This window comes from Verrucomicrobia bacterium S94, from assembly GCA_004299845.1.
GTDB lineage: Bacteria > Verrucomicrobiota > Kiritimatiellia > Kiritimatiellales > Pontiellaceae > Pontiella.
In genome coordinates this window covers 1,445,856-1,466,752 of sequence record CP036201.1, presented here as the reverse complement: position 1 = coordinate 1,466,752, position 20,897 = coordinate 1,445,856, and the positions used below count along the sequence as shown (strand labels likewise).

General features: G+C 52.1%; 19 protein-coding genes. 15 read left to right on the top strand and 4 right to left on the bottom strand.

Annotated elements, in window-relative coordinates:
- Positions 1-31 precede the first annotated feature (31 nt).
- Positions 32-1,213: a tetraacyldisaccharide 4'-kinase gene (gene lpxK, locus EGM51_06045; protein ID QBG46976.1), complete on the top strand. Its 1,182-nt coding sequence runs from the start codon at positions 32-34 to the stop codon at positions 1,211-1,213.
- On the top strand, positions 1,213-2,175 hold the full coding sequence (waaF, locus tag EGM51_06040; protein ID QBG46975.1) for a lipopolysaccharide heptosyltransferase II: 963 nt from the start codon (positions 1,213-1,215) through the stop codon (positions 2,173-2,175). The genes lpxK and waaF overlap by 1 nt, the downstream gene beginning before the upstream one ends.
- 203 nt (positions 2,176-2,378) lie before the next feature.
- Here waaF and carB read toward each other — a convergent pair whose 3' ends face one another.
- The 3 genes from carB to carA form a co-directional block, all read right to left on the bottom strand.
- The gene (gene carB, locus EGM51_06035) at positions 2,379-5,588 is read right to left on the bottom strand and encodes a carbamoyl-phosphate synthase large subunit (protein QBG46974.1); all 3,210 of its coding nucleotides are present in this window, start codon (positions 5,586-5,588) and stop codon (positions 2,379-2,381) included.
- A gap of 121 nt (positions 5,589-5,709) precedes the next feature.
- Positions 5,710-7,257: a glutamine-hydrolyzing GMP synthase gene (guaA, locus tag EGM51_06030; protein ID QBG46973.1), complete on the bottom strand. Its 1,548-nt coding sequence runs from the start codon at positions 7,255-7,257 to the stop codon at positions 5,710-5,712.
- A complete protein-coding gene (gene carA, locus EGM51_06025) occupies positions 7,257-8,354 on the bottom strand; it encodes a carbamoyl-phosphate synthase small subunit (protein ID QBG46972.1) in 1,098 nt (365 codons plus the stop codon). Before carA ends, guaA begins: the two co-directional genes overlap by 1 nt.
- A 302-nt stretch (positions 8,355-8,656) precedes the next feature.
- Between carA and EGM51_06020 the strand changes: the two genes are divergently transcribed.
- From EGM51_06020 to EGM51_05975, 10 genes are all read left to right on the top strand, one after another.
- Entirely contained in the window at positions 8,657-9,346 is a 690-nt protein-coding gene (locus EGM51_06020) for a hypothetical protein (protein QBG46971.1), read from the top strand.
- A 68-nt stretch (positions 9,347-9,414) separates the two neighbouring features.
- Complete coding sequence (locus EGM51_06015) at positions 9,415-10,206, top strand: nucleoside triphosphate pyrophosphohydrolase (protein QBG46970.1); 792 nt, start codon at positions 9,415-9,417, stop codon at positions 10,204-10,206.
- Between the two features lie 186 nt (positions 10,207-10,392).
- Positions 10,393-10,797: an SUF system Fe-S cluster assembly regulator gene (locus tag EGM51_06010; protein QBG46969.1), complete on the top strand. Its 405-nt coding sequence runs from the start codon at positions 10,393-10,395 to the stop codon at positions 10,795-10,797.
- Positions 10,798-10,857: 60 nt separating this feature from the next.
- Entirely contained in the window at positions 10,858-12,312 is a 1,455-nt protein-coding gene (gene sufB, locus EGM51_06005; protein ID QBG46968.1) for a Fe-S cluster assembly protein SufB, read from the top strand.
- Between the two features lie 31 nt (positions 12,313-12,343).
- Positions 12,344-13,093, top strand: a complete 750-nt coding sequence (gene sufC / locus EGM51_06000; protein QBG46967.1) for a Fe-S cluster assembly ATPase SufC — start codon at positions 12,344-12,346, stop codon at positions 13,091-13,093.
- A gap of 2 nt (positions 13,094-13,095) precedes the next feature.
- Complete coding sequence (gene sufD, locus EGM51_05995; protein ID QBG46966.1) at positions 13,096-14,289, top strand: Fe-S cluster assembly protein SufD; 1,194 nt, start codon at positions 13,096-13,098, stop codon at positions 14,287-14,289.
- Complete coding sequence (locus EGM51_05990) at positions 14,286-15,518, top strand: cysteine desulfurase (GenBank protein QBG46965.1); 1,233 nt, start codon at positions 14,286-14,288, stop codon at positions 15,516-15,518. The genes sufD and EGM51_05990 overlap by 4 nt, the downstream gene beginning before the upstream one ends.
- Before the next feature lie 94 nt (positions 15,519-15,612).
- Positions 15,613-16,062 carry an SUF system NifU family Fe-S cluster assembly protein gene (locus EGM51_05985; protein QBG46964.1) on the top strand — a complete coding sequence of 150 codons (450 nt, stop codon included), beginning with the start codon at positions 15,613-15,615 and terminating at the stop codon, positions 16,060-16,062.
- Between the two features lie 6 nt (positions 16,063-16,068).
- Positions 16,069-16,419: a DUF59 domain-containing protein gene (locus tag EGM51_05980; protein ID QBG46963.1), complete on the top strand. Its 351-nt coding sequence runs from the start codon at positions 16,069-16,071 to the stop codon at positions 16,417-16,419.
- A gap of 84 nt (positions 16,420-16,503) precedes the next feature.
- Positions 16,504-17,898, top strand: coding sequence for a DUF59 domain-containing protein (locus EGM51_05975; protein ID QBG46962.1), 1,395 nt, complete (start codon positions 16,504-16,506; stop codon positions 17,896-17,898).
- Here EGM51_05975 and EGM51_05970 read toward each other — a convergent pair.
- Complete coding sequence (locus tag EGM51_05970; GenBank protein ID QBG46961.1) at positions 17,895-18,119, bottom strand: hypothetical protein; 225 nt, start codon at positions 18,117-18,119, stop codon at positions 17,895-17,897. The genes EGM51_05975 and EGM51_05970 overlap by 4 nt on opposite strands.
- A gap of 91 nt (positions 18,120-18,210) precedes the next feature.
- Here EGM51_05970 and EGM51_05965 point away from each other — a divergent pair, with 91 nt between their 5' ends.
- From EGM51_05965 to EGM51_05955, 3 genes are read left to right on the top strand one after another with little or no spacing between them, the layout of a single operon-like run.
- Positions 18,211-18,984 carry a hypothetical protein gene (locus EGM51_05965; protein QBG46960.1) on the top strand — a complete coding sequence of 258 codons (774 nt, stop codon included), beginning with the start codon at positions 18,211-18,213 and terminating at the stop codon, positions 18,982-18,984.
- Positions 18,985-18,990: 6 nt separating this feature from the next.
- A complete protein-coding gene (locus tag EGM51_05960; protein QBG46959.1) occupies positions 18,991-20,127 on the top strand; it encodes an MlaE family lipid ABC transporter permease subunit in 1,137 nt (378 codons plus the stop codon).
- A complete protein-coding gene (locus tag EGM51_05955) occupies positions 20,127-20,885 on the top strand; it encodes an ATP-binding cassette domain-containing protein (protein QBG46958.1) in 759 nt (252 codons plus the stop codon). Before EGM51_05960 ends, EGM51_05955 begins: the two co-directional genes overlap by 1 nt.
- The last annotated feature ends 12 nt before the right edge of the window (positions 20,886-20,897 follow it).

Genomic DNA, 20,897 nt, shown 5'->3' with positions numbered 1-20,897 from the left:
CCTCTATTTTTTTTAACCCATTTTCTTTTTCATGGCGCATAAGCGAAAATCTGAACAGCTCGAAACGTATCTACTATCGGTAATTGATGGTTCGGCCGTGGGCAAATGGCCAGCACTTCTTCGTGTTATCATGGCGACGTTTTCGTGGCTGTTTGCCTTGATTGTTCAGACGCGGATTCTGCTTTACAAACACCGGATTATTCGTGGGAATACGCTGGGATGTCAGGTGATTTCTGTGGGCAATTTAACCGTGGGCGGAACCGGCAAAACGCCGGTGGTGGAGGTGTTTGCCCGTAATCTGCAGCAGCAGGGACGCAAAGTGGCGATTCTGAGCCGCGGTTATAAAAGTAAGGAAGCTTCGTTCAGGGATAAGATGATCCAGCGGATCACGACCGGAAAAATTGAAACACCGCCGCGGGTTGTTTCCGACGGAAAACGCCTCCTGCTCGATTCCTGGACGGCCGGGGATGAGCCATACATGCTGGCAACAAATCTTCCGGAAGTGGCGGTGGTGGTGGATAAGGACCGTGTAAAAGCCGGTAAATATGCTATCCGTGAGCTGGGCTGTGATACCTTGATTCTCGATGACGGTTTCCAGTATCTGAAGGTCGGGCATCGGCTGGATATTGCGCTGGTCGACAGTACCAATCCGTTCGGCTACGGTCATTTGCTGCCGCGCGGTCTTCTCCGTGAACCGATGCGTAATATCAAACGCGCGGGTTTTATTTTCATTACCAAATGTAATGACGGCGGCGCTCCCGAACTTAAAGAGCAGCTGCGCCGTCTTAATCCGGTTGCTGAAATTTCGGAATGTCGTCATGCGGCCAAATACCTGAAGGATGTTTTCGGCGATACCACTTATCCGCTGGAACGACTTAAAGGGCTGAAAGTGGCGGCGGTTTCGGCCATTGCGGTTCCGGAAAGTTTTGAGAGTGCTCTGGAGGCATTCGGGGCGGAGATTGTTTATACCCGCCGGTTTGCCGACCACCATCGTTTTTCGCAGCAGGAAATTATCAATACGATCAACTGGAGTGCAAAACACGGCGCAGAAGCTATTTTGACGACCGAAAAAGATGCGGTGCGTTTTCCGTTTGTGGAACGCCGCGATATTCCGATCCATTATATGCGCGTTGAGATTGAGATGCTTTCGGGCGAAGAAGAGTTTATGGACTGGATTATGCGTATCTGTTTTAAAACTCCGCGGGATGACTAATGGCTGAACGCATTCTTATTGTCGGACTGAACTGGATCGGCGATGCCATTATGAGTATGCCGGCAATACAGGCGTGCAGGCAGGAACATCCGGATGCGCACATCGGAATTCTCGTGAAGCCTTATCTGAAACCGTTCTGGGAGATGCACGCGGTTCCGGATCAGATTTTAACACTCGATTCAATGAGTGGGACCATTCGGGCTATACGGGACTACGGATTTGAAAAGGCTTGTATTCTGCCGAATTCATTCCGATCGGCACTTCTTCCTATGCTCGCGGGAGTGCCTCAACGAATCGGATTTCGGGGGGATCATCGGCGGTTAATGCTCACTCAGGTGGTGCCGGTGCCCGGCGGCCATCAGTCGAATGAATATTTCCCGATTGTTGCACCGGATTCGGTTGATTTGGTGAAGGAGCTTCCGCAGCTCAACATCCCCGAAGAAGCATTCCTGTCCCTGGAAAATAAATTTCCGGAACGTGGAAACTATGTGGTGCTTATGCCGGGAGCCGCGCGGGGAGCGTCCAAAATGTGGCCGTTGGAGCATTTCGAAGAACTTGCGCGACGGTTTCTTAATGAAACCCGCTTCAGGATTGTTTTTGCCGGCGGCGGCGGTGATGCCGATGCCTGTGAAGAACTGGTTGAAAAACTGGGGGACCGAACCATAAGCGTGGCAGGAAAAACCAGCCTTAAAGAATGGGCAGCCTTGTTGAAAAACGCGACGCTGGCCGTGGCAAACGACAGCGGCGGCATGCATCTCGCCGCAGCGGTCGACACCCCGGTAGTGGGCATTTACGGCATCACCGATCCGGAAAAAACCGGTCCGTTGGCCCGGAAGTTCAGGGTGGTTCAGAACAGCAGTGTCAGATCCCGCGATATTGCCCGGAATTCCGAAGCGGCAATGGAAGCGCTCGCCTCCATCACCCCCGAGCAGGTTATGAAAGCAGCCCTGTCACTGATCTGAGTGCGGTCTTTTCCGGATCTGTGGGGACAAAAGAGGCGACCGTGGTTAGCGATCGCCTTCAACAGAGGGAAAAGGAGAAAGAAAACCCTCTGCTTTTGTTATTATTTCCGACCCGGTTCCGGAGTCTCGTGTTCAAAACTATCCTTTTGAAAATAGCTTCCCGCTGTTATGCGGGAACTGCGATCAAATAAAAAGGTGTAGGATCAGGTGTGGTAATCCTGAATGGACCGCACATCCCAGTCATTTTCCTTGATGTATTTAATCGCCTTGACGGAGGCTTCCGCGCCGGAGCGGGTGGTGACGATCGGCAGGCCGCGCAGAATGGCTTCGGAACGAATATTGATTTCGTCTACCCGTGCAACCGGTCCGCTAGGTGTATTAATCAGGAGCTGCACCCCGTTTTCTTTCATCAGATCGATGACATTTTTCCCGTCTTCACTGAGCTTGTGTGTCAGTTTTACTTCCAGGCCGGCATTGTGAAGTGCCTGTGCGGTACCTTCGGTGGCCACAAGGCTGAAGCCGAGTTCGGAAAATTCCCGACCCACGGCAACGATCCAGTCTTTGTCGCGATCTTTGGCACTCAGGAAAACCGCTCCTTCTGCAGGAAGTACCTGTCCGGCGGCTACCTGCGCCTTCCAGAAGGCCAGTTCGAAGTTGGAATCAATGCCCATCACTTCGCCGGTGGATTTCATTTCCGGGCCGAGAATAGGATCGACGCCGGCAAAACGGTTGAATGGGAATACGGCTTCCTTCACGGCATACCATTCAACTTTAGGTTCAAAACCGACCATGCCGAGTTCCTTGAGCGTTTTCCCCATCGCGATTTGTGTTGCCAGCTTTGCCATCGGAACGTTGGTCGCTTTCGACACATACGGCACCGTACGGGATGCACGCGGGTTGACTTCGATGATGTAGAATTCATTGTCTTTTACTGCAATCTGCGCATTCATCAGGCCTTTGACACCGATCTCCATAGCCATGGCGGTACACGCCTCTTTAATGCGGGCAACCATCTCGTCAGAAAGCGTATATGGAGGGATTGAGCAGGCTGAGTCGCCGGAGTGAATCCCCGCTTCTTCCACATGTTCCATTACGCCACCGACATACACATCAGTGCCGTCGCAAACCAGATCAACATCCACCTCGATCGCATGTTCAAGGAAACGGTCAATCAATACCGGGAAGTCGGGACTGGCATCAAAAGCAGCCTGAACGAAGGGTTCAAGTTCCTCTTCCTCATAAGCCACCATCATGGCGCGGCCGCCGAGTACGAAGGAGGGACGGATCATAACCGGAAGACCGATTTTTTCGGCAATAGCTTTGGCCTCTTCCAGAGTGGTTGCCGTCGCGGATTCCGGCTGTTTAAGCTCAAGCTTGTCCAGCAGCTGACGGAACTGTTCGCGATCTTCAGCCGCCGCGATAGACTTCGGTGATGTTCCAAGGATCGGAACGCCGGCTTCCAGCAAACGGTCCGCGAGGTTGAGCGGTGTCTGACCGCCCATCTGTACAATCATGCCGATCGGCTGTTCCGCTTCGTAGATGTTCATGACATCCTCGAAAGTGAGCGGTTCGAAGTAGAGCTTGTCGGAGGTATCGTAGTCGGTTGAAACGGTCTCCGGGTTGGAGTTGACCATGATCGCTTCATAGCCCATTTCGCGCAGTGCCTTGACGGTGTGAACGCAGGAATAGTCGAACTCAATTCCCTGGCCGATCCGGTTCGGACCGGAGCCGAGTACGATTACGCTTTTCTTATCGGTTTTACGGGTTTCATCCAGTTGACCGCCATAGGTCGAATAAAAATAGGGGGTAGACGCCGCAAATTCCCCGGCGCAGGTATCCACCAGACTGTACACCGGAATCAGGCCCAGCTCTTTGCGCAGGGCACGGATCTCATTTCCGGAGACGCCGCGCAGGGCGCCGATCTGCTCATCGGAGAAGCCGTTTTTCTTTGCGGTTTTCATCAGATCGTAATCCAGCTCTTCGGCATTCTGCAACTGTTTTTCAATTTCAACCAGCTGTAGAATCTGATCAATGAACCAGGGGTCGAGTTTGGTCATTTGCTGGATTTTTTCAATCGAGTATCCTTTTTTAAGCCCTGATTTAATGGCAATTGTACGTTCGGTACAGGTGGTATTGAGATAGTCGTCGAGGCGGCTCTGGTCAATCTTGGCTTCGGCTTTGAGGTCGAGTCCGTCGACACCGATTTCCAGTGATCGGAACGCTTTTTGAAGCGACTCTTTGAAGTTGCGCCCAATGGCCATGGTTTCGCCCACCGACTTCATACTCGGACCCAGTTTCGGGTTGGCTGCCGGGAATTTTTCAAAGGTAAAGCGCGGAATTTTAGTTACGACGTAGTCGATGGATGGCTCGAAGCAGGCCGGTGTTTCTTTGGTGATATCGTTCGGCAGTTCATCGAGCGTGTAGCCGCAGGCCAGTTTAGCCGCCAGTTTGGCAATCGGGAAACCGGTGGCTTTGGAGGCAAGGGCGGAAGAGCGCGAAACACGCGGATTCATTTCGATGACGGCCAGACGGCCGGTTTCCGGATGGACGCAGAACTGAACGTTGGAACCGCCGGTTTCAACGCCGACCACGCGCAGCACAGCCAGTGAGGCATCGCGCATCATCTGGTATTCGCGGTCGGTCAGTGTCTGGGCCGGAGCAACGGTAATCGAGTCGCCGGTATGAATGCCCATCGGGTCCATGTTTTCAATCGCACAGATGATGACGCAGTTGTCTTTGTTATCACGCATCACCTCCATTTCATACTCTTTCCAGCCGAGCACCGACTCTTCGAGCAGGACTTCGGTGGTCAGCGAGGCTTTGAGTCCGCCTTCAGCAATGGCCAGCAGTTCTTCCATATTATTGGCAAAACCGCCGCCGGTTCCGCCCAGCGTGAACGACGGACGGACGATGATCGGAAAATCAAGCTCTTCGGTCGCGATTCTTCTGGCTTCTTCAAGATTATGGACTTCGTAGCTGCGCAGGGTTTCGATGCCGACTTCGGCCATGGCCTGTTTAAAGAGGTCGCGCTCTTCACCGCGCATGATCGCATCGTATTTGGCGCCGATCATTTCCACGCCGTATTTTTCCAGAATACCCTGTTCTACCAGCTCCATGGCGGCGTTCAGTGCGGTCTGGCCTCCAAGGGTTGGAAGAATGGCATCCGGTTTTTCTTTGATGATGATTTTTTCGATTGCTTCGGGCGTAATCGGTTCGATATAGGTTCGGTCCGCTGTCGACGGATCGGTCATAATGGTCGCCGGGTTGGAATTGATGAGGGAGATGGTGTATCCCTCTTCGCGGAGTGCTTTACACGCCTGCGTCCCTGAATAGTCAAATTCACACGCCTGGCCGATGACGATGGGGCCGGAGCCGATAATCAGAATGTGGTGGATGTCTTCTCTCTTAGGCATTTTATTTTCCTCAACAGCTTAAAATAAGGATTCCTCGCAGAGGCGCAGAGTGCGCTGAGGCAAACAGAATACATTACTCTTCGTTCTCTGCGGCTCTGCGAGGTAAAAAGTCATTTCTGGTTTATTCCCATTCAATGGTGGACGGAGGCTTTGAACTGATGTCGTAGCAGACCCGATTCACGCCACGCACTTCGTTGATGATTCGGTTGGAAATGGAATCCATCACGTCGTATGGCAGTTTGTACCAGTCGGCCGTCATGCCGTCGCGGCTTTCCACGGCACGGACGGCAACCACGTTTTCGTAGGTGCGGTCATCGCCCATGACGCCGACAGACTGGATCGGAAGAAGCACAGCAAAATACTGCCAGACATCAAGGTGGTTCGGCATTTTCATGATTTCTTCGCGGACGCGAAGGTCGGCCTGCTGGAGGATTTCAATGCGTTCGGGGGTAATGTCGCCGATGATGCGAACAGCAAGGCCCGGGCCCGGGAAGGGCTGACGGTCCACCACATAGCTCGGCAGGCCGAGTTCCCGGCCGACTTCGCGGACTTCATCTTTAAAGAGTTCGCGCAGCGGTTCCACCAGTTCGAACTGGAGATCGTCCGGCAGACCGCCCACATTGTGGTGGCTCTTAATGGTGGCTGACGGACCGCCGATCGGTGAGACGGATTCGATGACGTCCGGGTAGAGCGTACCCTGGCCGAGAAATTTAACTTTGTCGCTCAGGCCGCGCGCTTTTTCGGCAAAGACATCAATGAATGTATTGCCGATGATTTTCCGTTTTTCTTCCGGATCGGAAACGCCTTTAAGTTTGCTGAGGAACAGATCGCCGGCGTGGGCGATAATCAGGTCGATACCGAAGGCGTTACCGAAGAGTTCCTCGATTTCTTCGGTTTCACGGTAGCGCATCAGGCCGTTGTCGACATACACGCAGTGCAGTTGGTCGCCAATGGCTTTATGAAGCAGGGCGGCTACGACCGAGGAATCCACACCGCCGGAAAGGCCGAGCAGAACATGGTCTTCGCCGACCTGATCCTGAATGCTTTTTACTGTACTTTCGATAAACCGCGACATTTCCCAGTCGCCGGAACATCCGCAGATCTTGAAGGCGAAGTTCCAGAGCATCTCTCTGCCCTGCGGGGTGTGCACTACCTCCGGATGGAACTGCACCCCGAAGATTTTACGGTCCAGGTTCTGGATGGCGGCCAGCGGGCAGTTGTCGGACTGTGCCACCACTTCAAAACCTTCCGGCATGGACTCGACTTTGTCGCCGTGGCTCATCCAGACCTGAATGTCCGGTGCGAGTCCTTTAAAGAGCGGCGAGTCTTTGGTGATGTTCATCATAGCCTTGCCGTATTCGGCTTTGGTGCCGCGGTGCACCGAGCCGCCGAGCGTCAGCGCTGTGAGCTGCATGCCGTAGCAGATTCCGAGGATTGGAAGTCCGAGCTCAAAAATCGCGGGGTCGCATTTAGGCGAATCTTCATCCGGCACACTGCAGGGGCCGCCGGAGAGAATAATGCCTTTAGGCGAGCGTTTTTTCAGCTCTTCCGCAGGGGTATCGAAGCGGACAATTTCGCAGTAGATTTTCTGCTCGCGCAGGCGGCGGGCAATCAGCTGAGTGACCTGAGAGCCGTAATCGAGGATGGCGATCCATTCGGGATGATTCATTATTTATTTTCCTTCATTAATTCGATGAATTCCTCGAAGAGGTAGAACGGGTCGTGCGGGCCGGGAGCAGCTTCCGGGTGATACTGTACACAGAAGAGCGGCTGCTGCTTATGTTTCAGACCGGCCACAGTGTTATCGTTCAGATTGAGGTGGGTGATTTCGGCGACCTCTGGATTGACGGTATCGGCATCGATGCAGAAGCCGTGGTTGTGGGAGGCGATTTCCACTTTGGTGGTGCGCAGATCCTGAATCGGCTGGTTTCCGCCGCGGTGGCCGAATTTAAGTTTAAAGGTATCGGCACCGAGCGCCCGGCCGAGCATCTGGTGGCCGAAGCAGATTCCGAACATCGGAACTCTGGATTCGATCAGTCTGCCGACCAGTTCGGTGGTTTCCGGTGCGCCGGCAGGATCGCCGGGGCCGTTGGAAACAAAGATGCCGTCCGGTTTAGCGGAAAGAATTTCTTCGGCATCGCAGTTGTTCGGATAGACGGTGCATTCGCAACCGAGGTCGTCAAGGATGCGCAGCTGGTTACGTTTGATGCCGCAGTCGATAACGGCCACTTTATAAACGGCATCGGGTTTCCCGCCTTCGGGCCAGACATATTTTGAATCGATGGTAACTTCGGAGGCAAGGTCGCGGCCGATCAGACCTTCGGATTTTTTCGCTTTTTCAATGAGACTGGTTCTATCGAGATCCTCGGTGGAAACGACGCACTTCATAGCCCCTTTATCGCGGATGTGCAGAGTAATGGCGCGGGTATCGACATCATCGATACCGATTTTTCCGTTTTCCTCGAGATATTCCTTGAGGGATTTGGAAGCGCGCCAGTTGGAATAAATCCGTGAGCATTCACTGACGATAAGGCCCTGCGCAAAAATGGCCCGGGACTCCACGTCTTCATCGTTGATGCCGTAGTTACCGATCAGCGGGTAGGTCATGGTGATAATCTGTCCGTGATAGGAGGGATCGGTCAGGATTTCCTGGTAGCCGGTCATGGAGGTGTTGAAGACCAGCTCGCCGTAAAATTCGCCGGAGCCGGCAAAGGCACGGCCTTCAAAGCACGTTCCGTCCTCAAGTGCAATAATCGCTTTTTTCATGGTTTTTCCTGTGAAATTCCGCCTTTTAGAGATCTTGTTTTTCCAAAATTCGGCATATCATCCATGTCCGATGCATGGCATGCAACCCTTATTGTAAGGGAATTGTCCGGGCTGTTGCGGATCGGGGGTTTTAGGCCCGAAAATAGGGGGTTGACGCCAGGGGTGAAGCTCCATACACTACGCGCTCATTTTTACAAAAAGCTCCCTGGGGGAGCCGGTTACCGGTTTTCGGTTCGTTGATCTCGCAACCGGAACGCCGCAGCCCATAAACGGATAATTAAAAACGAAACGGAGTTTCTTTCATGAGCGAAGAAAAAGCAGCCAGCACGACACACGCCCTTATATTCGAGCTGGAATATGTAGCCACCGCCACGCGCAAAGTTGAATTTGAATCCATCAAGAGTGCGGTCGGAACCAAAGGTGTTGAGCTTACACCGATTGCTTTTGCCCGTTCGGGGATGTCCCCTTTACACCGCCCGGCGGTTACGGCTGTGCTGCTGCAGGCCGGCAAAAAAGCCGACGCCATTGAAAAGGCTGTTGCTGAAGTGGATAAGAAGGTGTCCGCTTTCTGCGCGAACGAAGCGGAGCTGGATACCGGGCTTGAAAAGCTGATCCTGGCCACCATGGCCCGCGGAATTCCGGTGGTTGCTTTTACGGCGCTGCCTGAATCCGATGCAAAAGCCCTGATGGCGCGGCTCGGTCTTGATGAAATGGGTGTTGAGCTGCTGATTCCGGAAGAGGTTAAGGATTCATTCCCGCGCGCCGATGACTGGCTGAAAATGCTGAAGCAGTGCGGCAAAGAACATGCCACGCTCGTGGCCGTGGTTTCTTCGCAGGTGGCCTGCAAAGGCGCGCTGACTGCCGGTGCTGCCTGCATTGCTGTTCCGGATGAGTTCACGTCTTATCAGGACTTCAGCGGTGCTAAAATGGTGCTTGATTCGCTTGCGGATGAAGAGCCGGATGTGATGCTTGATCTTACGCTGCGGATGTAAGCAGCCGGATTTATTCTGAAGGCGTTCCTGTGTTTGGAACGCCTTTTTTTTGAATGGGAGATTGTACGATGGCTAAAGCGGGCGATTCGCTGGAACGATTACTTGAGGTGATGCGGAAGCTGCGGGCGCCGGACGGGTGTCCGTGGGATCGGGAACAGACGCATGAATCGATCAAAGGCGATCTGATTGAAGAGGCGTATGAAGTGCTTGACGCCATTGAGAGCGGTGATGCCTCCATGCTCGAAGAAGAGCTGGGCGACCTGTTGCTGCAGGTGGTATTTCATTCGCAGATTGCTGTGGAGGAAGGTGAGTTTGAGTTTCATCAGGTAGCGGACGGGATTTCTGAAAAACTGATCCGTCGACATCCGCATGTTTTCGGTGAGGTGACGGTGTCGGATTCCGGGGAAGTGCTTGAAAACTGGGATGCTATCAAAAAGCAGGAAAAGAAAGATGCAAATAAAAAAGTGTCGATTGTTTCCGGTATCCCGAAGCATCTTCCGGCACTGCAGAAGGCACATCAGGTGCAGAAGCGCGCGGCGCGGGCGGGGTTCGACTGGGATAAGCTGGACGATGTTTTCGCCAAACTCCATGAAGAGATTGATGAACTGAAAGAGGCCATCCGTCTTGAGAATGAAACCGGTATTCGGGAGGAACTCGGTGATCTGCTTTTTTCGGTTGTGAATGTGAGCCGTCATCTGGGCCATAACCCGGAAGAGCTGCTGCGGCACAATATTGATAAGTTTGTTGCCCGTTTCCAGTATGTGGAAGATAGGGTTCATGAAGCGGGCAGGGAATTCAGGGATTTCAGTTTAAAACAACTGGATGGATTCTGGGATGAAGCGAAATTAAAGAAAATCTGAAGGTGAAAACCGGATGCCTGACTGGTGTGCCGTCTGAGCGGTTTGAAGTTTTCTGACTACGGTTCGTAAATTAAATCCGGTCTAAATAGTACCATTATCGTTAATAAAGGCTTGCGCGGTTTAGGCCTTCTGTTACGTTACGAGGCAATTAAGACCAATTAGGTCTCCTATTTGAGGTTTATTAGCATGTTACGCATTACGAAAATTACGGATTACGGGTTTATTCTGCTGGCTCATATGGCCAAAGCGGAGAAAGATCAACTGCACAATGCCAAGGATCTTTCCGCCGCAATCGGAATTCCGCTGCCCACCGTAAGTAAAGTGCTTAAAATTCTGACGCAGGGTCATATTCTGAAATCCCATCAGGGAAGTAAGGGTGGCTATTCGCTGTCCAAATCCGCCGATGAGATTACCGCCGCTGAAATTATAGAAGCCGTTGAAGGTCCCGTGGCCATCACAGACTGTTCGAGTGCTGAAGGCTGCGAGCGGAACTGTCCGATCAGTCCAAGCTGGCAGCGGGTTAACGATGCCGTGCTCGGTGCGCTGAACGGATTGACGCTTGGCGATATGGCCGACGGCGGATGTAAATAACTTCCATAAATTCACCCTCTTATTTAGACTGAGTTTAAAATAGTACGAAATTAGGCCGATATGAAAATTGAAGACGAAAAATCTTTTGATGAGCTGACCGACAAGGATTACAAATACGGTTTCGTGACGGACATTGAGTCCGACAGTCTGCCCCCCGGACTGAGCGAGGAAATCGTGCGCGAAATTTCAAAACGTAAAAAAGAACCGGAGTGGCTGACGGACTGGCGCGTGAAGGCTTATCATCACTGGACGACGCTGGAAGAGCCGAGCTGGGCAAAAGTGGATTTCCCGCCGATCGACTACCAGGCGCTGAGTTATTATTCCGCGCCGAAACAGAAAATCGAAGGTCCCAAGAGTCTTGATGAAGTGGATCCGGAATTGCTGGAAACCTATGAAAAACTGGGAATTCCTTTGAGAGAGCAGGAGGTTCTTGCCGGTGTTGTGGCGGTGGATGCTGTTTTTGACTCTGTTTCCGTGGCGACGACCTTTAAAGGTAAACTCGAAGAGATGGGGATTATTTTCTGTTCCTTCTCCGAAGCGGTGGCCGAGCATCCGGAACTGGTGAAAAAATATCTGGGTACTGTGGTGCCGTACAAAGACAACTATTATGCCACACTGAATTCGGCGGTATTTTCCGACGGTTCATTCTGCTATGTTCCGCCGGGCGTGAAATGTCCGATGGAACTTTCCACCTATTTTCGGATCAATGCGGCCAATACCGGGCAGTTTGAACGTACACTGCTGATTGCTGACGAAGGCGCATCGGTCAGTTATCTGGAAGGGTGTACGGCGCCGCAGCGCGATGAAAATCAGCTGCATGCCGCCGTGGTTGAGCTCATTGCGCATAAAGATGCCAACATTAAATATTCGACCGTGCAGAACTGGTATCCGGGCGATAAGGACGGCAAAGGCGGCATTTATAACTTTGTGACCAAGCGCGGACATTGCCGCGGTGACAATTCTAAAATTTCGTGGACGCAGGTGGAAACCGGTTCCGCCATCACCTGGAAATATCCGAGCTGTATTCTTAAAGGCGATAATTCCGTCGGCGAATTCTATTCGGTGGCAGTGACCAATAATATGCAGCAGGCGGATACCGGCACCAAAATGATCCACATCGGTAAAAACACCAAAAGCACGATTATCTCTAAAGGGATCTCGGCCGGCAAAGCACAGAACAGCTATCGGGGTCTGGTCAGGATTCAGGAAACTGCTGAAAATGCACGCAACTTTTCGCAGTGCGATTCGATGCTGATCGGTGACCGTTGCGGTGCGCATACCTTCCCGTATATCGATGTGAATAATCCGAGTGCCCAGGTTGAGCACGAGGCCACCACCACCAAGATCGGGGAAGATCAGATTTTTTACTGCAACCAGCGCGGCCTTGATACCGAAGAAGCTGTAAACATGATTGTGAACGGATTCTGTAAAGAGGTGTTCCGCGAACTGCCGATGGAATTTGCAGTGGAAGCACAGAAACTACTTGGAATCAGTCTCGAGGGATCCGTCGGCTGATTCAGAGATTCAATACGGAGAAAACTAACCAATGCCACTACTCGAAATAAAAGACCTGCACGCAAGTGTTGCCGAAAAGCCGATCATTAAAGGGCTTAATCTTACCATTAATCCCGGCGAAGTTCACGCCATCATGGGGCCCAACGGTGCCGGGAAAAGCACGTTATCCAACGTGCTTGCCGGCAATGAGGCCTATGAAAAAACCGCGGGGACGGTACTGCTCGACGGCGTCGATATTGATGACCTCTCCGCCCACGAACGAGCTCGCGCCGGAATGTTTCTGGCGTTTCAGTATCCGGTGGAAATTCCCGGTATCAGCAACATGTATTTCCTGAAGGCCGCAGTGAATGCCGTGCGTGAATTCCAGGGCAGGGACCAGCTGGATGCCATGGATTTCCTTGATCTGGTGGAAGAGAAAAAGAAAATGGTTAAAATCCGGGGCGACCTGCTGGAACGCGCGGTCAACTCCGGTTTTTCAGGCGGTGAAAAAAAACGGAACGAAATTTTCCAGATGGCCATGCTGGAGCCGAAACTCTGTATTCTGGACGAGACGGATTCGGGGCTGGATATTGATGCCCTGCGGGTTGTTTCCGACGGTGTGAATGCTCTGCGCTCGGAAGAACGCGGTTTTCTGGTAATTACCCACTATCAGCGTCTGCTTGATTATATTATTCCTGATTTTGTGCATGTGCTGGTTGATGGGAAAATCGTGAAATCGGGTGATAAAAGCCTTGCGTTTGAGCTCGAAAACGAAGGTTATGCATCCTGGGTTGAGGAATAGAAATGATGGACCTCGCAACACTTAGACAAAAAGCCGAGGCGGACTTTAAGGAAGTCGGTTTTCCGACGACCAAAGAAGAACTCTGGCGTTTCACCGATGTTTCGCGCGTCGCGAATGCTGAGTTTTCCAGTGATTGGAAACCGTCGGATCTCGAATTTCAGGCTCTGGATAAAATCACGGTTGTTTTTGAAAACGGAAAACTGTGCCGTGAAAAATCAAATTTTGATGAGTTGCCGAATGGCGTCTGCATCGGTTCGATTCTTGATCTGGTTGATTCGCGTATCGGCACGCTGGCGAATCAGAAGAATGCCTTTGTTTCATCCAACACCGCGTATTTTTCAGACGGCTGTTTTATAGAAGTCACAGACGGCACCAAGCTTGATGCGGCCATTCATGTGGTTCATCTGGCGGATGTGGACGGGGCGGCGTTTCACCTGCGCAATTTTATTTCAGCGGGAGAGGATGCAGAGGTGACGGTGATTGAGGAATACATCGGACGCTCCGGAAAACAGTACTGGAGCAACGTGGTGACGGAAGTCTTTGCTGCGGACCGGGCATTTGTGGATCACTATAAAGTGCAGCGCGAAAGCGAGGCCTCCTTTCATTTTCAGACGCTGGAAAGTCACCTCGGCACGGAATCCGTTTTCAGCAACCATGCGGTCACGTTCGGGGCCGCCCTGGGACGGAATGATATTCGCGGAAAACTGATGGGCGAAGGGGGCGAGGCAATCTGCAACGGCCTTTATCTGCTGAAAGACAGCCAGGTTTTCGATACCCATATGTTCATGGATCATGCGGTGCCGAAGTGTAACAGTCATCAGTTGTATAAAGGAATTCTGGATGATCAGTCGCGCGGAGTTTTCTGCGGCCGGATTCTGGTGCAGCAAGATGCTCAGGAAACGGATGCGGTGCAGAATAACGGCAATCTGCTGCTCAGTCGAAAGGCTAAAGTCAATACGCTGCCGCAGCTCGAAATTTATGCCGACGATGTCAAGTGTACGCACGGAGCAACGGTCGGTGAACTGGATGAGCAGGCCCTTTATTATCTGCAGACCCGCGGCATCGATCCGAAAAAAGGGCATGCCATGCTTGTGCTGGCGTTTGCCAACGGAGTGCTTGATGAAGTGAAGTGTAAAAAAGCCAAAGCCTACATTGAAGAGCTGGTTTATGCCTGGCTCGAGAAAGTTCAGGTATGACCAACTCAGCACAGTATGACATTGCTTCGATCCGCAATGATTTTCCGATCCTTGGAAGAACGGTGTGGGACAAACCGCTGGTGTATCTCGACAATGCGGCCTCCGCGCAGCGCCCGGCTGCAGTGATCAATGCGGTTAAAAAGTTGTATGAATACCATTATTCGAATGTGCATCGCGGCGTACACCGGCTGAGTCAGGAATCCACGGATCTGTATGATGATGCGCGCGCAAAAATACGCACTTTCCTGAATGCAGCCTGTGTCCATGAAATCATTTTTACCCGGGGAGCCACGGAGTCTATCAATCTGGTTGCTCAGAGCTATGCGCGGCCCCGTCTGAAAGCCGGCGATGAAATTCTGATCACGCATATGGAGCATCATTCCAATATTGTGCCATGGCAGATGGTCTGTGAGCAGACCGGGGCGTCGTTGAAGGTTGTTCCGATTTCCGACCGGGGTGAGCTCGATATGGAGCAGTTTCGGAAACTGCTTTCAGAAAAAACCGTACTGCTGGGCGTTACCCATGTTTCCAATGCGCTGGGTTCCGTGAATCCGGTTAAAGAACTGATTCAGGCCGCGCATGAACTGGATGTTCCGGTGCTGGTGGACGGCGCCCAGGCGGTGCCGCATATCCGGGTGGATGTCCGGGAACTGGATGCGGATTTTTATGTTTTTTCCGGGCACAAGATCTATGGGCCGACCGGTGTGGGGATTCTGTACGGAAAAGAAAAACTGCTGAATGCCATGCCTCCGTATCAGGGCGGCGGCGATATGATTCTCTCGGTCAGTTTTGAGGGTACAACCTATAATGATCTGCCTTATAAATTCGAAGCGGGAACGCCGAACATCGCCGGTGTTGTCGGCCTCGGTGCGGCCATTGATTATGTCAATAAAATCGGGGTGGGCGCCATCGCGGCGCATGAACACGGCCTGCTGATGTATGCCACATCAAAACTCAAAGAAATCGATGGTCTGCGCATTATCGGTGAAGCGGAGCAGAAAGCAGGACTGATTTCATTTGTATTGGACGATGTTCATCCGCACGATATCGGTCAGATGCTGGATGCGGAAGGGGTGGCGGTTCGTGCCGGTCATCATTGTGCGCAGCCGGTGATGGAACGCTATGGCGTACCGGCCACAGCCCGGGCGTCGTTTGCCATGTACAACACCTATCAGGAAATCGATGTGTTGACGGATGCCATTAAGAAGACGATTAATATGTTCAAATGATCAGAAGTACTGACCGCGGAAAAATAGAAGCAAAAGCCGGGCGGGCGTCCGTTACGTTTTTTCGGGGCAATGATGTGTGCATGAAAGGTATGCAATGCAGAATTTAAGAGAGCTTTATCAGCAGGTCATTCTCGACCATAATAAAAACCCGAGAAACTTCCGTAAAATGGAGGATCCCGACGGGTTTGCACACGGCAATAATCCGCTCTGCGGCGACCAGATTGATGTCTACATCAAAATCAAAGACGGCATTGTTGAGGATATTTCGTTTGACGGTGCCGGCTGTGCCATCTGTACGTCATCGGCTTCGATGATGACGACCGCGCTGAAAGGAAAAACCGAGGAAGAGGCCGACGCGCTGTTCAACAGTTTCCATCATGCGCTGACTGAAGATGCCGCCCATCCGGAGGATGTTCCGCTGGGTAAGCTGGAGGTGCTCAAGGGGGTAAAGGATTATCCGATTCGTGTGAAATGTGCCACGCTGGCGTGGCATACATTTGATGCCGCTCTTAAAAAACTTAACGGTGAAGTAAGTACGGAGTAGTTTTCTATGTTCGGAAAAAAGAAGAAAGAGCGTTTCAAGCTCGAAGAGCATAATCCGGAACTGTACAAGCAGGTGGTCCGGCAGTTGCGTATGGTATTCGATCCGGAGATTCCGGTGAATGTCTGGGATCTGGGACTGATCTATAATCTGGACATCGATGAAGATAACAAAGTCTATGCGCGGATCACGCTGACGGCCCCGAACTGCCCGGAAGCCGAGCGGATTCCCGGTAATATTCAGCGGGCAATCCTGGAAGCGGAGGGTGTTGAAGAAGCGGATATTGAACTGGTATTTGATCCGCCCTGGACGCGCGACAATATGTCGACCGCTGCATTGCTTGCGTTAGGTTTGATTTAACGAATAACCGACGAAGCCGCTGTGCTTCGTTTTCTCCTTAAGAGCCACACGAAGCAGAATGCTTTGTCTATATTAGGAATAACCATGGTTACAGAACAGCAGGTACTCGACGCACTGAGTAATATTATCGACCCGGACTTCCAGCGTGACATTGTTACGCTGGGATTTGTACAGGATATGACCATTAACGGTTCAGCCGTTTCTTTTACGATTGAACTGACCACACCGGCCTGTCCGCTGAGTCCGGTATTTCAGAAACAGGCGATTGATCTGGTCGGCGATCTTCCGGGAGTGGAGACGGTTAAGGTCAAAATGACCGCACAGAGACGCGGGCATCGGCAGATGAATGCCGAACAGAGCGGATTGAAAGATGTGAAATATATTCTGGCTGTCAGTTCCTGCAAAGGCGGCGTTGGTAAATCAACCGTATCCGCCATGCTGGCGAAAACACTGGCGGCACGCGGGGCCAAAGTCGGCCTGCTGGATGCGGATATTTACGGGCCGTCTGTGCCGACGCTGTTCAATCTTCATCGGCAGGGCGTCCGGGCGACCGAAGATCAGAAACATTTTATGCCCAATGAAGCTGACGGCCTGAAGGTGATGTCGTTCGGTTTTCTGATGGGGGACGGGCCGGCGGTTATTCGCGGGCCGATGGTTTCGCAGTATATGCAGCAGCTGCTGCACAATGTGCTGTGGGGCGAACTGGATTATCTGATCATCGATATGCCTCCGGGAACCGGTGATATTCAGCTGACGATTTCTCAGTCGGTACAGATCGACGCTTCTGTGATTGTGACCACGCCGCACCAGCTTTCGCTGACCGATGTGCGCAAGGGCATTATGATGTTTGATAAAGTGAATGTGCCGGTTCTGGGCGTGGTGGAAAACATGGCTTATTTCATCTGCGACGGCTGCGATAAACGCCACTACATCTTCGGGAAATCCGGCGGTAAAGAACTGCAGGAACGTTTCGGATTGGAAACGATTGCCGAACTTCCGATCACTGGAAATCTAAGCGGTTCGCTTGATGATCTGACGGCCAGCGGTATTGCGAATGAAACTACGGATATCGTTATTCGGACGCTGGGTAAAAAGCTGATGGAAAAGGTTGAACGTCCGGAGGTGATTCATGATGCCAAAACCATTACACTGAAATGGCCGGACGAAACCGTGACGGTTTCCAATGCCGCTTTGCGTCGGGCCTGCAACTGTGCGCTGTGTGTTGATGAAATGACGCGCAAGCCGTTGCTTGATCCGTCGACGATTCCAATGGATATTCACGCGGAAAAGGTGGAGCTCATTGGAAACTATGCGGTGATGGTTGATTGGTCTGACGGGCATAACACCGGCTTTTTCCCGTATTCCGTATTCCGGGATATCGAAAAGAACGCGCGGCACAATAAAAGTATGAATCAGGCAACCGGCGCCCCGGGAAAAGGCGGCGAATGCGGTTCGGGCCCGTGCGGTTGTAAAAGTTAAAATGCAGCTGAGCCTGCGGCCAGCACGAAGAAAATAAAATAGAGCGCGCCGGCCAGCAGCACCCAGAGTATGGTTGCACGGCAGTAGGTGACACGACTTCGGTTGCCTGCACCGCAGGCCCAGATGATCAGGCAGATTACATTTACGACCGGGATCGAAAGAACCAGCAGGGTTAAAAACCAGGATCCTGTCGTCATCGGCCGTTCGTCATATGCACTCATAACGTTCCTTTCGATGTTTTTTTCTTTTATGGCTGAATTTCTATAGGACTAAAACTTCCAACTATTGGAAGTTTTGATTACCTTCCTTCAAATGGATTTGATTTCAAAACTGGAAAAACGCTTTGGCTCCTGGGCCATCCCGCATCTGACCCTCTACATTATCGCGATTCAGGCGATCGGTGTGGTTCTGTTGATGTCCGATCGGGCTGACTTTATGGATCTGCTGCTGCATGGAAGTTCAGTGATGGATCGGGGTCAGTGGTGGCGGCTGCTTTCGTTCATGATGCTGCCGAAAACGCTGAATCCGATCTGGCTGTTTTTTGCATTTTTTGTTTTCTATCTCATCGGCAATTCACTGGAGCAGCAGTGGGGCGCATTCCGCTTTAACCTGTTCATTCTGTCGGGCTATCTTTTAACCGTCGCGATGGCGTTTATCAATCCCGGCGTCATCATCACAAATACCTATTTTCTGGGCTGCGTTTTTCTGGCGTTTGCAACGCTGTTTCCGAATATGGAATTCCGGATCTATTTTATTCTTCCGGTAAAGGTGAAGTGGCTGGCCTGGATTACGGTGGGTTTTTATATTCTGAATCTGTTTTCGAGCGATATCGGGGCCCGTCTGGGTGTGACTGCCGCATTCATTAACTATGGCCTGTTTTTCGGAAAAGATCTGCTTCGGGGATTTAAGGCCGGACAGCGGAAAAACGCCTTTGTGGCGCAGCAAACAAAAACGGCTGAAGAACCGATGCATGTCTGTACGATTTGCGGAAAAACGGAATTAAGCCATCCGGAACTGGAGTTCAGATATTCTTCCTCGGATGGTGCGTGTTATTGCGAGGAGCACATCAACACACACAAACATTAAGCGGCCATGTCGAGCAATGACCTCCAGGGTGGATTGGAAACGTCCGTTGAAAACGGGCGGCTGAAGTTAACCCTCTCCGGTCGACTTGATGTGCGCGCTGTTTCGATACTATGGCCGAAAATGCTCGATGTACTGCGGACGGATACACTTCGTGAAATTACGGTGGATGGCCACGGAATTTCCTATTGTGATGGAGCGGGCTCGGCTTTGCTGGTGGCTGTTCGACGCGAAGGGGTGAAGCGAGATCTCGCCGTGACGTTCGCCGGTTTATCTGAAAATGTTTCAGCTCTGTTGGCGCTCTATCCGCAGGAAACGGTTTCACAGGTTGAAGAGAAACCGCCGAAACACATCGGGCATCTGGTTGAGCAGATCGGCCGGGCTTTCTGTGAGACATTGATTGGGCTTCGGGAGCATATCGCATTTATCGGCGAACTGACGGTGGCCCTTTTCCGGGCGTTGCTTCGTCCGGGGTCGGTCCGGCTGAAGGATTTTTTTCTCGTGGTGGAGGCGAGCGGTCCGCAGGCGCTTCCGATTGTCGGAACTCTGGGTTTTCTGATTGGCCTGATTATTGCGTTTCAGGGGGCGAATCTCATGCGTCAGTTCGGTGCGGAGATTTATATTGCCGATTCTGCGGGGCTGCTGATGGCGCGTGAACTTGGCCCGCTGATTACGGCCATTCTGGTGGCGGGAAGAACGGGTTCGGCCTTTGCGGCGGAGCTCGGAACCATGAAGGTGAATGAGGAGCTTGATGCGCTGACTACGATGGGGCTGGATCCGGTTCGCTTTCTGGTGATTCCGCGTGTTCTTGCCGCTTCGCTCATGACGCCGCTTTTGACGATTTTTGCCGATCTCGCCGGTATTGCAGGCGGAGCAGTGGTGATGCTGGGTATGGATTATCCTTTGGTTACTTATGTGAACCGTCTGTTGGATGTTCTCGGTCCGGTGGACTATCTCAGCGGTCTGCTTAAAGCTCTGGTGTTCGGTATTCTGATTGCTTCGGCAGGTTGTCTGTGCGGACTTAAAACGGGCGAGGGCGCCAGTGCGGTCGGGCATTCGGCGACGCGTGCTGTGGTGAGCTCTATTCTGCTGATTGTTTTGACAGACGGTATTTTTGCGGTGCTCTTTTTCTTTCTGGGGATCTGATGGAAACGAAGCATATCATAACGGTGGAGAAGATGACGGCGCGCTATGGCGATCAGCTCGTTCTCGATGAACTGTCTTTCAGTGTGCGCCGAGGGGAGATTTTTGTGATTCTCGGTGGATCGGGGTGTGGAAAATCAACGCTGCTGAAACATATGATCGGGCTGTATAAACCGGCGGCGGGGGATATCCGTATCGGTAATGTCAGTATGGTGCATTCTGAGGGTACAGAACGCGATGCTCTGATTCGCCGGTTCGGGGTAATGTATCAGAGCGGGGCGTTGTTCGGTTCGATGACGCTGCTGGAAAATGTCTGTCTGCCGCTTGAGGAATTTACAGACCTTGGCAAAGAGGCTCGGGAACTGATTGCCTGTATGAAGCTGAGCCTGGTCGGCCTGGCCGGGTTTGCGCATCATATGCCGTCGGAAATCAGCGGGGGGATGAAAAAGCGGGCGGCCATTGCGCGGGCTATGGCGCTGGATCCTGAAATCCTTTTTCTGGATGAACCCTCCGCCGGTCTGGATCCGGTGACAGCAGATGAGCTGGATGATCTGATTCTTCAGCTGTCCCGATCTCTGAATATTACGTTTGTTGTGGTCACGCACGAGCTTCCAAGTATTTATAAAATTGCAGACCGGGTGATTATGCTGGACGCCCGCACCAAAAAAATTGCCGCTGAGGGGAAGCCCGAAGAGCTGCGGAAGAATCATAAGGATGAGTGGGTCAGAAATTTTTTCAACCGCAAGGGCGGAGCTGCTTAAACGGAGAATACG

Coding starts and splice junctions, on each gene's coding strand:
- carA (QBG46972.1), bottom strand. CDS start 8,354: ATGAAAAAAGCGATTATTGCACTTGAGGACGGAACGTGCTTTGAAGGC.
- lpxK (QBG46976.1), top strand. CDS start 32: ATGGCGCATAAGCGAAAATCTGAACAGCTCGAAACGTATCTACTATCG.
- guaA (QBG46973.1), bottom strand. CDS start 7,257: ATGAATCATCCCGAATGGATCGCCATCCTCGATTACGGCTCTCAGGTC.
- waaF (QBG46975.1), top strand. CDS start 1,213: ATGGCTGAACGCATTCTTATTGTCGGACTGAACTGGATCGGCGATGCC.
- EGM51_06015 (QBG46970.1), top strand. CDS start 9,415: ATGGCTAAAGCGGGCGATTCGCTGGAACGATTACTTGAGGTGATGCGG.
- sufC (QBG46967.1), top strand. CDS start 12,344: ATGCCACTACTCGAAATAAAAGACCTGCACGCAAGTGTTGCCGAAAAG.
- EGM51_05955 (QBG46958.1), top strand. CDS start 20,127: ATGGAAACGAAGCATATCATAACGGTGGAGAAGATGACGGCGCGCTAT.
- EGM51_06020 (QBG46971.1), top strand. CDS start 8,657: ATGAGCGAAGAAAAAGCAGCCAGCACGACACACGCCCTTATATTCGAG.
- EGM51_05965 (QBG46960.1), top strand. CDS start 18,211: ATGGATTTGATTTCAAAACTGGAAAAACGCTTTGGCTCCTGGGCCATC.
- EGM51_05990 (QBG46965.1), top strand. CDS start 14,286: ATGACCAACTCAGCACAGTATGACATTGCTTCGATCCGCAATGATTTT.
- EGM51_05985 (QBG46964.1), top strand. CDS start 15,613: ATGCAGAATTTAAGAGAGCTTTATCAGCAGGTCATTCTCGACCATAAT.
- carB (QBG46974.1), bottom strand. CDS start 5,588: ATGCCTAAGAGAGAAGACATCCACCACATTCTGATTATCGGCTCCGGC.
- EGM51_05970 (QBG46961.1), bottom strand. CDS start 18,119: ATGAGTGCATATGACGAACGGCCGATGACGACAGGATCCTGGTTTTTA.
- EGM51_05960 (QBG46959.1), top strand. CDS start 18,991: ATGTCGAGCAATGACCTCCAGGGTGGATTGGAAACGTCCGTTGAAAAC.
- EGM51_06010 (QBG46969.1), top strand. CDS start 10,393: ATGTTACGCATTACGAAAATTACGGATTACGGGTTTATTCTGCTGGCT.
- EGM51_05975 (QBG46962.1), top strand. CDS start 16,504: ATGGTTACAGAACAGCAGGTACTCGACGCACTGAGTAATATTATCGAC.
- EGM51_05980 (QBG46963.1), top strand. CDS start 16,069: ATGTTCGGAAAAAAGAAGAAAGAGCGTTTCAAGCTCGAAGAGCATAAT.
- sufB (QBG46968.1), top strand. CDS start 10,858: ATGAAAATTGAAGACGAAAAATCTTTTGATGAGCTGACCGACAAGGAT.
- sufD (QBG46966.1), top strand. CDS start 13,096: ATGATGGACCTCGCAACACTTAGACAAAAAGCCGAGGCGGACTTTAAG.